Annotated in this window: 10 protein-coding genes; 6 read left to right on the forward strand and 4 right to left on the reverse strand. The window is 50.8% G+C overall.

What is annotated here, in order from left to right; genetic code table 11:
- Positions 1 to 2 precede the first annotated feature (2 nt).
- Together BUC32_RS18140 and BUC32_RS18145 are read left to right on the forward strand one after the other, a co-directional pair.
- Complete coding sequence (locus tag BUC32_RS18140) at positions 3 to 1,169, forward strand: nucleotide sugar dehydrogenase (RefSeq protein ID WP_073256381.1); 1,167 nt, start codon at positions 3 to 5, stop codon at positions 1,167 to 1,169.
- A 66-nt stretch (positions 1,170 to 1,235) separates the two neighbouring features.
- Complete coding sequence (locus BUC32_RS18145) at positions 1,236 to 1,646, forward strand: VanZ family protein (protein WP_083599395.1); 411 nt, start codon at positions 1,236 to 1,238, stop codon at positions 1,644 to 1,646.
- Positions 1,647 to 2,075: 429 nt separating this feature from the next.
- Here the strand turns inward: BUC32_RS18145 and BUC32_RS18150 are convergent, their stop codons facing one another.
- Positions 2,076 to 3,677 (reverse strand): L,D-transpeptidase family protein, encoded by a 1,602-nt coding sequence (locus BUC32_RS18150; protein ID WP_083599397.1) that lies wholly within the window; start codon positions 3,675 to 3,677, stop codon positions 2,076 to 2,078.
- 740 nt (positions 3,678 to 4,417) lie between these two features.
- Between BUC32_RS18150 and BUC32_RS18155 the strand changes: the two genes are divergently transcribed.
- Complete coding sequence (locus BUC32_RS18155; RefSeq protein WP_175556966.1) at positions 4,418 to 5,368, forward strand: glycosyltransferase; 951 nt, start codon at positions 4,418 to 4,420, stop codon at positions 5,366 to 5,368.
- 529 nt (positions 5,369 to 5,897) lie between these two features.
- Here the strand turns inward: BUC32_RS18155 and BUC32_RS18165 are convergent.
- Together BUC32_RS18165 and BUC32_RS18170 are read right to left on the reverse strand one after the other, a co-directional pair.
- Positions 5,898 to 6,254 carry a chaperone modulator CbpM gene (locus BUC32_RS18165; RefSeq protein ID WP_073256389.1) on the reverse strand — a complete coding sequence of 119 codons (357 nt, stop codon included), beginning with the start codon at positions 6,252 to 6,254 and terminating at the stop codon, positions 5,898 to 5,900.
- Complete coding sequence (locus BUC32_RS18170; RefSeq protein ID WP_073256392.1) at positions 6,251 to 7,183, reverse strand: DnaJ C-terminal domain-containing protein; 933 nt, start codon at positions 7,181 to 7,183, stop codon at positions 6,251 to 6,253. The genes BUC32_RS18165 and BUC32_RS18170 overlap by 4 nt, the downstream gene beginning before the upstream one ends.
- Before the next feature lie 271 nt (positions 7,184 to 7,454).
- On the opposite strand from BUC32_RS18170, the gene htpG reads away from it, so the two are divergent.
- The 3 genes from htpG (at position 7,455) to BUC32_RS18185 (ending at position 10,841) form a co-directional block, all read left to right on the forward strand.
- On the forward strand, positions 7,455 to 9,320 hold the full coding sequence (gene htpG / locus BUC32_RS18175; protein ID WP_073256394.1) for a molecular chaperone HtpG: 1,866 nt from the start codon (positions 7,455 to 7,457) through the stop codon (positions 9,318 to 9,320).
- Between the two features lie 520 nt (positions 9,321 to 9,840).
- Positions 9,841 to 10,143 (forward strand): hypothetical protein, encoded by a 303-nt coding sequence (locus BUC32_RS18180; RefSeq protein ID WP_073256397.1) that lies wholly within the window; start codon positions 9,841 to 9,843, stop codon positions 10,141 to 10,143.
- Positions 10,144 to 10,238: 95 nt separating this feature from the next.
- Entirely contained in the window at positions 10,239 to 10,841 is a 603-nt protein-coding gene (locus BUC32_RS18185; protein ID WP_083599396.1) for a hypothetical protein, read from the forward strand.
- Positions 10,842 to 11,071: 230 nt separating this feature from the next.
- Here BUC32_RS18185 and BUC32_RS18190 read toward each other — a convergent pair whose 3' ends face one another.
- Positions 11,072 to 11,413, reverse strand: a complete 342-nt coding sequence (locus BUC32_RS18190) for a hypothetical protein (protein WP_073256400.1) — start codon at positions 11,411 to 11,413, stop codon at positions 11,072 to 11,074.
- Positions 11,414 to 11,811 lie beyond the last annotated feature (398 nt).

Genomic DNA, 11,811 nt, shown 5'->3' on the forward strand with positions numbered 1-11,811 from the left:
TAATGAAAATTGCGGTTGTTGGTCTTGGTTATGTGGGCCTTTCGAATGCTGTGCTTTTAGCACAAAGCCATACTGTTGAAGCTGTGGATGTATCGCCGGAGCGGGTTGCGATGGTGAATGAACGCAGGAGCCCGATTGAGGATGTTGAGCTGGAGGCGTACCTCGCCAACACGCCGCTTGATTTGACCGCGACAACTGACTTGATGGCGGCGGTGAAAGAGGCGGAGTTCGTAATCGTCGCCACCCCGACCGACTACGATCCGCAAGAAAACTACTTCGATACTTCCTCGGTCGATGCGGTTACAGCGGAAGTGTTGGCGGCAAACTCGAAAGCCGTGGTAGTAATCAAATCCACAATCCCCGTGGGTTATGTGAACAAAATGCGCCAACTCCACGATACGGACCGGATCATGTTCAGCCCCGAGTTCTTACGCGAAGGCCAAGCACTCTACGACAACTTGCATCCGAGCCGGATCGTCGTGGGCGAACGATCAGAACGAGCTAAAGTGTTTTCAGAGTTGTTGCGCGAAGGGTCGTTGGAAGACGATGTGCCGGTGCTGCTTACCGATCCAGATGAGGCCGAGGCAATCAAGCTGTTTGCCAACACCTACCTTGCGATGCGGGTGGCGTTTTTTAACGAGCTTGACAGCTATGCCCTGGCGGCCAGCATGGATACGCGCCAGATCATCGAAGGGGTGGGGCTCGATCCGCGCATCGGGAACCAATATAATAACCCATCGTTTGGCTATGGCGGCTATTGCCTTCCAAAAGACACCAAACAGTTGCTCGCAAACTATTCCGATGTGCCGCAGAATCTGGTGCGCGCCATCGTCGACGCGAACCGAACTCGCAAGGCGTTTCTGGCGGACCAGATCGTGGCAATGGGCCCAAAGGTTGTGGGCATCTATCGCTTGGTGATGAAGGCCGGGTCTGACAACTACCGACAAAGCTCGATCCAGGGGATCATGAAGAGAATTAAGGCCAAAGGGATCGAGGTCATCGTCTATGAGCCAGTGCTCGTCAGCGATACTTTCTTCCAATCCCGTGTGGTCAATGATCTCGAGGCCTTCAAAGCTGAAGCTGAGGTTATTGTTGCAAACAGACTCACGGATGAAATCGCTGATGTGGCTGACAAAGTGTTCACGCGGGATCTGTTCGGCACAAGTTGAAAGTTTCGACAACAAGAAGGATTCCATTTGAGCCAATAGATACTGTGTTGGCGAAGGTCACGTCCTATGCAGCTCATGCAAACCAAGAGAAAGATAGTACTTGTGCGTCCCGCCACTTCCGAAAGCATTTCCTTGCGACATGGCGTTGCGCTCGTGGCCACTGGTGCTCTGGCCATAGCAATTGTCTATCTAACGTTATCTCCGCTACAACCGACGAAGTTAGGTGGATATGTCTCGGACAAGGCATACCACTTCATTGCTTTCGCCGCATTAGCGTTTCCAACGGCATTACTTTATGCTCGCAGCTTGGTTTGGATCATTCCTGCAGCATTGCTATTAGGTGGGATCATCGAGCTTGTTCAACCTTACGTCGGTCGATCGCGTGAAGGAGCGGATTGGATTGCTGACGCATTTGGTATAGGCTTTGGCGTCAGCATAGGCTTGGTGATCCGGAAAATCATTCGCAAGAAAAATTGAATACTATCCTGGTTTTACAGGGCCCTTTTGGTGCGTCGGATCGATTAACCTTCTGGTTCCTCTCCGAGTGGTAGACAGTCAATCGATACGTGAAGTGTAAGGCAAGTTTCTCCTACGCCAATCCACAGGCAAAGTTGAACGCTGCCATCAAGCTTTGAAAGCCTTGCTGCAACAAACGTGTTCTGCCCGGGGATACCGAAGTTCTGATTGGTGAATTCTTTGCTTTTGACAATTAGCGAGACCATGCCGGAACCATGTGCTAGGGTCAGGACCCATTCCGGTGCATAGTTCCCAATGAAGGATCTCACACCTTCCGCTGGCCAAGTGAGATGCAAGGGGGCGTTTCTGGCCGAACGAACCGACCGCGAGGAGACTTTGGCCGGGTCAACTTGATGGTCATCAATCTTCGATCAAGCTGAGCCAGTCACTTCACTGATCTAATGCCGTTAAGATCTTTGTGTCCCGTCCGTATGGGTCTTCACGGAAATGAACCTCTTGGTTTTCCACCCAAGCGGTCCAATAGGTCAACAACACCGGCATTGGCTTCGGCAAATTGATGCGTACTGTTTTTCCACCATCCAAAATGGCCTGCATACGTGCACTACTCCATTCAGGATCACCCTCCATCAGCAATCCCGCCAGCTCAAACGGGTATTCTACACGCACGCATCCAGAGCTCAGATTTCGTTCGTTCCTGTCAAAAAGACTGCGGTCATTTGTGTCATGCAGATAGACGGCGTACTTGTTGGGAAACATGAATTTCACAAGCCCCAGTGCGTTATGGGGCCCAGGGGTTTGAACCAGCGTTACACCGGGGTTTTTGGCACCCCAGTTGACTGAACTTGCCGGGATAGTCTTACCGGCTGAATTGCGGACGATGTAATTGTTTCGATCCAGGTATCCGGGGTCGTTTCGAATGCGTGCAAGCTTGTCTTTGCGAAAGATTGAAGCTGGTACGGTCCAAGTTGGATTGAACTCCATATATTGAATTTTATCGCGAAACACCGGCGTTTTACGATACTCGGTTCCAGTTATTGACCGCGTCGTCCACAACGATCCATCCGCTTTGACCAGATATGTTCGTGCACCGGCAATGTTCACGAGAATATATTCTTCTTCCTCGTCTCGAAACAACCAACGACCACGTTCGAGACTAAGCCGGATCTGGTTAACTCGGTCTTGCGCTGAGCGGTTGAGAGACGCAAAAGTTTTCGCTCCGACCACGCCATCTGCGTTCAGGCCATGGCGCGCTTGAAAGGCTTTGACATCGTTTTCCAGACGTTCATCATAAAGCCAACTGGGATCTTCTTCCGGCTCTGATGAAGACGGCAGAATTCGACCTTGGTTCAGCACGCCTTCGGCAGCCAATCGCTGCCGCAGTATGGCGACTGCAGGCTCTGAAGCCCCCGGCTTAAGAACGGTATCACTCGGCACTTCGGGCCAACCTCCAGAAGAGGCAAAGGTTCGATACTTTTTCAAGGCCCCTATAAGGCTTTGATACTGACCATTCTCGATGTTGATCAGCTCCATCAATGCAGAAAATCCAGCGTCGTCGAGATACTCATTGAGCGCTTGCACAGGATCTCTTTGGATAACAGGCTTTGAAAAGTTCCAGTCGCTGTCCAGAGCACCGGGATCCACTTTGCCGAACACAAGATAATTTGTCAGTTTTATTGCTGCATCCGTTGCGACCACATCAAAGATCGCTTGTTCCCAAGCACCACCTGTCTTGGCCTTCTCATGCATTTCCAGCAATTCTGGTAGGTGGAAGTCCGCGGGCTGGAAACCTTGCGCAACCCCTTTGGATAGTTCGGCAAACAGCGCATCTGCAGAGCCCTTTTTGTTCCAAGCTGGCCGGTACTCTCGGAACGCATAGAGCTTTGGAAGCAGAACCGCGGCGTCTAGGACAGTGCCTTGGGCAATGTTCGCTTCAGCATCTTCTGTTGTAGAGACAATATCGCGTATTTGCTCGGAGATAGGACTGGCGACGGCAATTTCCGGAACCGCAAGACTCCAAGTTACCAAGACCATATATAATCCGGTTTTTATCAGCCTTTTGGGGTGCGACAGCACATCAGTTCTCCAAATCCTAGCAACTTGAGAAACCTTATCCGTTGAGCGCGCCAATCCAAACCTTTTTAGGGTATCAGTTCTGGGTATGGTTGCAAAAAATACCCACACCTTTTGTGAGAACCGGATTGCCAATCTGTTCCGGTATTATCTTTGCTTGGAGGATTTGTGAAATGAGCATGGCCCATTACCAGGTTGCTCGTGAAGCAAGGGGCACGCGAGTCTTTTAAAAAGGCGTTCATCGTTGATTTCAACTACAGGGCTACCATCCCAACTTAGAGACTGGGTCTTCCGAGACAGTATTGTTGAAACGCGCACAGTGTTCGGGCCAGTGTCCTTTTCAGTATGAGTTGCACCTCGTCTTCAAACTTTGCATCGAGATATTTTGTTGCTTTTTTTGGGGCATACGGTTTCGGGGGCGTTTTTTCCGTGGTACAGTCTACGCGTATTGGATATTGCTCCGATTCTTGCAACGCGTGTATTGACGCTCTCAGTGAAAGAGCTTCAAAGTAGGTTGATTTTTGTTAGACCTTTTAATTGATCATTTGGCAATTTGGACTTGGACTCTGTCGATGTTGGGTGCGTTTGTGATGTCGCTGATCGTTGGCGCTCTCTTTGTCCGGTTTCGCCCAGCCCTTGAGCGGCTAACAAAGGTCAGAAATGACCACCTTGCAGTACAGGCCTCGCACACAGGTAATCCGTTGCGGCTTGGCGGTCTCGCTGCCATATTCGGGTTTGTTTTTGGCGTGACGTTGCTCTTGATGCATTCTTCAACCACGTATTCTCTTTACTTGCTGATGTCACTCATCCCCGCATTCTTTGCAGGATTGTATGAGGACCTTGGTCACGGGGTCTCAGCAGGCCGACGTTTCCTAGCTTCCGGCCTTTCCAGCGCAGCCGCAGTAATGCTGCTCGGCCTTTGGGTCTGGCGCGGCGATCTGCCGGTTCTTGATGCCGTTATGGGGTTCATCCCGGTTGGAATCTGCATCACGATTTTCTTTGGTGCATGCTATAGTCACGCGGTCAATCTAATTGACGGAATGAATGGTCTCGCAGCGACGGTCATCATTTTTTCCTCGTTTGGTATCGCCAGCATCGCAGCACAATCAAACCTTCATGAAATCACAGATCTGGCATTGCTGCTCTGCGCAGCGACTTTCGGGTTTCAACTCCTGAACTGGCCGTCAGCAAAACTTTTCCTCGGTGATGCAGGCGCCTATGGGCTCGGGCATATCTTGGCTTGGCTTGGGGTTTCAATCGTCGCACTGGCTTCGGATGTTGCCATACCTGCTGTGATGCTTGTTCTTTTTTATCCCATCTTTGATACGGTCCACACCGTGTTACGTCGTCTTCGAGCGAGGAAGAATATTACTGCACCTGATCGCATGCATCTGCACCAAAAAATCCGACGCGGCCTAGAGATTGTCTGGATTGGTCAAAATCGCAGGCATATCTCGAACCCGCTTACAACCATTTTCCTATTACCAATGACGGCTGCACCGGTGGCTGCGGGCGTGGTTCTGTGGGACCAACCTGTCGCTGCCTGGAGTTTTTTGGTGGTCTTTAGTGCCGTTTTTGGGGGAACACATCTTATTGTTACGGCCCTGGCCCGTCGCTACAGAAAGCAAGCACCGGTTTGCTCTGCCAATTAGAGGGGGCGTCGCGAAAAGCTCCCACTTTTTCGCAGCCATATTTACATATGCCTTGGTGGCGTGAAGCAGGGGAATATACCCACATAATCCCCTCCATTTTTGGTGGGGGAATTACCGCGTCAGATGGTTGAAATTATGGCTCCGTAGCGATGAGAAGCTTATTGGCGGCTGGTGTATGTCAGAAACAGTGTGTGGGTTGTTTCTGCTTCTTGACGTCTTGACGCCAAGCGCTGTCTCGCCACGTCAAGTTTTAAGCGTGCAGCTTCCAGCTGTAGCATGGCGCGTTCACGCTGTTTGTATAGGCGCCTAATGGGGGAGCCGGGATTCCCAATTGCTGATGAATTTGGCCGTGCGCCACGCGGAAACCAACTCTTCATCTCTTGTCGGGCAATGTCCCAAGCTCGATCTGCTTTCTGATAACGTTGGTAGGCCACCAGCAGAACCCGACGTCTCGTTGCAAGATCAGAATGCATACGTCATCTCCATTTCTTGGTTTGGCGCCTAGGCGAGTGATGAGCTCCGCCTACTCCTATTGGCCGCCGCCTGCTTCGTTCATATCGCCATGTAAGGTCCGAAATTTGGTGACAATTGTACGCCGCACACCTTCAGGCTGTTCTTCGAGGGCTTCGGTAAGTGCACATAGTTCCCGACGCGTTTGGTGCAGATTGTCGATAAGGGTCAGTACCACAGGAAGCGCCTCTGTCGGGAGCGACATATCCTTCTTCAAATCACACAGGAGTCGGATACGGGCGACATCCAGCTCATCGAAGATTGGCCCCGCCTCACTGTGAGCAGGGCGAACCCAACCTTCGCGCACCCAAATCCGCAGTTCCCTTAAGTTTAGGCGCTCAACGCGAGCGACAACCATTCGTTCGTCAAAACTCATGTCCTCCTCCGCAGTTCTTCTCGCGGGTCAAAACGGGCCTTCTCCCGCCAGCGTGTTGCAAGCTCTTCCAATTGCTCATCGATATTGTCTGGCAGCACTATCTTAATGCGGACAAACTGATCTCCACCCTGTCCCTTTCCCTTGGTGATCCCCTTGCCCTTAAGCCTTAGGCGGTGCCCGGAGGACACTCCCTTGGGAATGGCCATAGATACGGCACCTGAGATCGTTGGCACTTCGATCTTGGCGCCAAGAACAGCCTCATCAAAGGTAATTGGCAACTCAACTTCAATATTGTCACCATCCCGTATAAATACCGGATGTGGACGGACACTGATGGAAACGAAGGCGTCACCGGATGGTCCCTGTCCATGGCCTGGAGCGCCTTTCCCGCGCAAGCGAAGGGTTTGGCCATCAGTTATCCCAGGCGGAACCGAAATCTCGATCCCCTTTCCGTCCGGCATCGTTACGCTACGCTTGGCACCAATTGCAGCATCGATGAAATCGACATCAAGATGGTAGCGCAGATCCTGACCGCGCGCGTGGAACTCCTGTCCGGATGCGTTGCCGCTGCGCTGGCGCTGCCTGAACAACTCAGCGAACAAATCAGACTGGTTGTCAAAGCCCCGCATATCAGGGCCGGCATCATAGCGCCGCCCCGCATCTCGGTTGGCATACTGATGGTAGAATTGTCGTTCCTGGCGCTCCTGGCCGCTCGCGTCAATTTCTCCAGCGTCGAAGCGTTTACGTTTATCTGGGTCACTCAATAGATCATTGGCAGCCGAGGCGGCTTGAAACTCTGCCATCTTGTCGGAATCGCCAGGGTGCAAGTCTGGATGAAGTTTCTTTGCGAGTGCACGGTAGGCCTTTTTAATCTCGGCCTGCGTCGCCGTCTTCTCTACGCCCAGTATCTTATAAGGATCGTTTCTCATAGATCAATTTCCAAACCCGTTTGTGGATCGGCCTTATCGTTCAGTCTAGTGAAGCGGATTTCGCATTTCAACAATAGGGGTGTTTGAGCGTTGGTTCTTTAAAATTCCCCAACATGGAACATGCCCGACAGGCGGCTCTTCCAGACAAGCGTCGAGCTTGTGAGCCGCGGCCCCGTTTGACCCAGAGAAAGACGGTTGAAAGCCCCCTTCCAGCTTCATATGTTCGCCGAGAAATCTGATTGATCGCCCAATTGAAGCAAGGAATATTCCGATGACGGCTGCTGATGTGAAAGAAACCTTTTCGTTCCAGACGGAAGTTGGCCAGTTGCTGGATATCGTGGCCGGTTCTCTTTACTCAAACCGCGAGATTTTCCTGCGCGAGTTGATATCAAATGCCTCAGATGCCTGTGACAAGCTGCGTTACGAGGCGCTGACAGCACCAAAGCTGGCTGCCAATGCAGAGCAGTTTGCAATTGTTCTTGATGTCGACAAGAAAGCCAAAACGCTTTCCATTTCAGATAACGGCATCGGGATGAGCCATGCTGATCTTCTGGAAACGCTAGGGACAATTGCACGATCCGGGACCGGTGCGTTTCTTGAGGCCCTTAAGGAAGGCAGTAAGGGCGATCTCGGGCTTATTGGTCAATTTGGGGTCGGTTTCTATTCGTCGTTCATGGTCGCCAGTAAGGTAGAGGTGATAACCCGGAAAGCCGGGGAAGACCAAAGTTGGCTGTGGGTTTCTGACGGTAAAGGTGAATTCACCATTGAGCCAACTGACAGAAACGAATGTGGCACAACGGTGGTTCTGCACCTAAAAAAGGACGCCAAGGAATTCCTGGAAGACGCACGAATCAAGCATATCGTACGAACTTACTCAGATCACATTAGCTTTCCGGTGCTCTTGGGCGAGGAGGCTTTGAATTCTGCTTCCGCAATCTGGACCCGCCCCCCGAAAGAGGTGACCGAGGAACAGCATACGGAATTCTATCATCATTCGTCACATGCGTTTGATACGCCTTGGCTGGTTTTGCACAATCGGGTGGAAGGCACTGTGAACCACACGAGCCTTTTGTATGTGCCTTCAATGGCGCCGTTTGATCTTTATGACACCGAGCGCAAAAGCCATGTGAAACTCTATGTGAACAGGGTCTTTATTTCCGAGAACACCAAAGGGCTCATACCATCGTATTTGAGATTTCTCAGAGGTGTTGTCGATTCAGAAGACCTCTCTCTAAATGTGTCCCGAGAAATGCTCCAATCGGATCCCAAGCTGTCAAAAATCAAAAAGGCTTTGACCAAGAAAGTACTGAGCGAGCTCAAAAAGAAGGCGGGCAAGGCTCCTGACGAATACGCAGCATTTTGGCAAAACTTTGGTGCTGTCCTTAAAGAAGGCCTGATTGAAGACCCTGATTTGCAAAGCAAACTGTTAGAGATCTGTCGCTTTTCGTCGACTGGAAGTGACAGTTTGACCAGCTTGTCGGACTATGTCGGTCGTTGCAAAGAGGGACAGGACTCAATCTATTACATCACTGGGGAAGACAGTAAGAAACTGGAACAATCTCCGCAGCTTGAGGGGTTCAACGCAAAGGGCGTCGAAGTTCTGCTGTTGTCTGACAATGTCGATGAGTTCTGGCTCCAACATGTGACAGAGTTTGAAGGCAAGACCTTTAAATCTGTCACCCGAGGAGCGACTGAACTCGACAAAATCGAAGATGATCAAGCCAAAGATGATGACAAAGACTCATCAGGCGAATCTGACCTTGCTGATCTGATCGCTGTGATGAAGGTTGAGCTTGGTGATGCCGTGAAGGATGTGCGCCCTTCAAAGCGTCTCACAAGCAGCCCAGTGTGTCTGGTTGCCGATGAAGGTGACATGGATGCCAATCTGGAAAGGCTGTTGAAACGGCATGGTCAAATTGTGGACGGAACCACCAGAATTCTTGAGCTCAATCCCACTCACAGTATTTTGGAAAAGCTGGCACAACGGGCAAAGGGCGAACAGGCGGAATCAGATACTCTGTTGCAGGACGCAGCACATTTATTGTTGGATCAGGCCAAGATTGCCGACGGCGAAGCGCCTTCAGATCCGGCAGAATTTGTAAGACGATTGAGTGCTGTGTTTGACAAAGCGTTGTAATGACGCTTCGGTCATTCTAGGTAAGGCTGGGGGAAGGCAATGTGACCTAGGGATGCTGAGTCGTTCTGTTCGCTCACCGCTTCGGTGCGATGTCGGTGACACAGTCAGGTCCCAACACAGTCAGGTCAGATTTTTTGCTCGGAAGCCAAACCGCCGCTGAAACCCGTCGGACGTTTGAGTTCACTTTTTTGAATTCACCAGAGGCTCCCCAAATCAAACCGGATTTGGGGGCCAAGACATTTTGTGAATGTTAACACGGTCGGTTTTTCTAAGAAACATTCTGACCAAGCTTCATGCCGCGGGAACAAAAATCTCTCAAAAAGTTACCCTGGAGATTGGGGAAAATCTCCAGGGCAGGAGTGTTCGTCAACACTCTCGTCTAACCACTCACGGAAAGGACACTGAATTCATACCAAGAAGTGTGTACTTGTCCAGTAAATTATCAAAATGATAAAAAATATGATTCTTTCGTTCCGATATTGTCATTGACTGGCGCCAGGGTTGCGCCGAAAAGAGTATCATGAACAACCTAAATTCAATCTTTCAACTTCGCAGTGTTCTTCTCCAGATGGAAAGAGACATCGGCCTCGATGAATTAAGCGCTATTGAAAAAGACATCTTGCTGGCGGCCCACAGTTTGACTGCAAACAAGAACGATGTCGTAGCGTCTCAGCAAATTCGTTGCCACGCGCTTGTTGAAGCAATGGCTCCGGCGTCCTTTCATCGAGCTTTGCGCTCGTTGCTCGAGCAGGGTTTCCTTGAGCGTGCAGGTGATTCAAAAGCTAAAAGCTATGTGGTTCGTAGCGATTTGATTAACAGGTAGATTTTGAACATCCGAGAACAGGATTTAACTCAGTTTGATAGAAATGTTGTCCCTATTGGCTTCTTCGGGAGCAAAGGAACGGCTTTGAAAACTCTGTGGGTCTGATTTTGCTTGGATATATTTGGAGTAGCGCCCTGATCGTTGCTCTCTATGTGCTCGCCCACGGAATAACAGCCTTCCTAGTGTTTCCACTTCAAGAAATGTACCTTGGAAATATCACGGTCTTTGCAAGCCTCATGTATTTACCTCAAGGTGTGAGAGTGTTGGGAACTTGGATAATGGGTTGGAAGGCCATCCCATCACTGTTGGTCGGCCAGTTTCTCTCACAAAAGTTTTTCTTACCAGATTTTGCCTTAGACATTGTTGAGCCTGAATTGATTTTGTCTTCGGTTGTCGGCGCGACCGCAGCTGTTTGGGCGTTTGAGGTCGTGCGCCTGTTTGGGCCCAATTTGTATGCAGGTCAAAACAAACACATTAGCTGGAGGTGGCTTCTCTTTGTTGGCGCGATTGCATCTCTGATCAACTCAATGGGGCAGTCATTCGTGTTTTCGGGATCTATACTCCCAACAGATGCACCGAATATCTTTCTTTCTTTCGCAATTGGAGACCTTGTTGGTCTCATCGTTTGCATGCTTGCGCTGATGTTGATCTTTCGCTGGATGCGGTTCTATTCAGCCAAGGATGGGGGGCAGGATTGACTGCATCTTAACCGTCGACCATTTTCGAGATGCGTCCCAGCCTATCAAAAGCACTCGATCAATTTTGCCGAGGCACAGGCCCCCAGAACGCACCAAAACTGCCGCGCTCTTCTCAAATCGGTTACCTCTGGCAGGTCACCGGCTTTCCCTGACAGGCCACATGCGACGGCATATTGCTTGATTTTGGCCGCGCGGAGCAAGGGATATAGGGTGCTGATCAATGGGCAAGTTTAAACTCTTCGATGGTTATTGCCCCGATGCTTGTCCAACGCAGCCAATTGCTTGATGTAGAGCGCCATCAGCCTATGGGCTTGTTCAAGAGACATTTTACGACCTTCAAAGGTCTGTTGCTGCAGGGCGGCCCTACGCAAGCACTCTTGGGCCGCATAATGTGTCGCCACCATTTGTGTGGCAAGCATGCCCTCAGCACCGCCGGAAGGTTCCAGGCTTTCGTACAGGTCCAGAGCGCGGACGAGACGAACGTGCATACCTTCATTGTCCAGACCTTCGGGCATCCAAAGCAATTCGCCGATCTCGTTGATCTTTCGGGTCCGAATAGCCGCTTCATTCACCGCCCAAGACTACCGCGTCATCGTCGGTGACGCCACTTCGTGGACTGGAACCATCTTGGCCGGTTGTGCGGTATCTTTTTCTTCGTCACCCGCATACTTCCTTTTTTGCTGCGCGACAGCCTCAGCTGCAACTATACAGGAAAAACCGCCGCGAAGCACGGGAATGAAGTTAAAACTCTACTGTGCATGAGGTCGACCTTGATGTCTCGACATGTGCCCCCGACTCAAAGGCTCGATAACGTGACGAGTCGACGAGTATCGAGTCACACTTTCGTTAAAACAAAGAAAATGAGGAACGAGTATCTAGGGGCTGTTGACGTTCACCGGGTTTGAATGATTGCTGCCGCAATCGAGATGAATGCCGTAAAGCTCTGGTCTGTCTTGCACGAGCGCATGGC

The organism is Shimia gijangensis, from assembly GCF_900142085.1.
Lineage (GTDB): Bacteria > Pseudomonadota > Alphaproteobacteria > Rhodobacterales > Rhodobacteraceae > Shimia > Shimia gijangensis.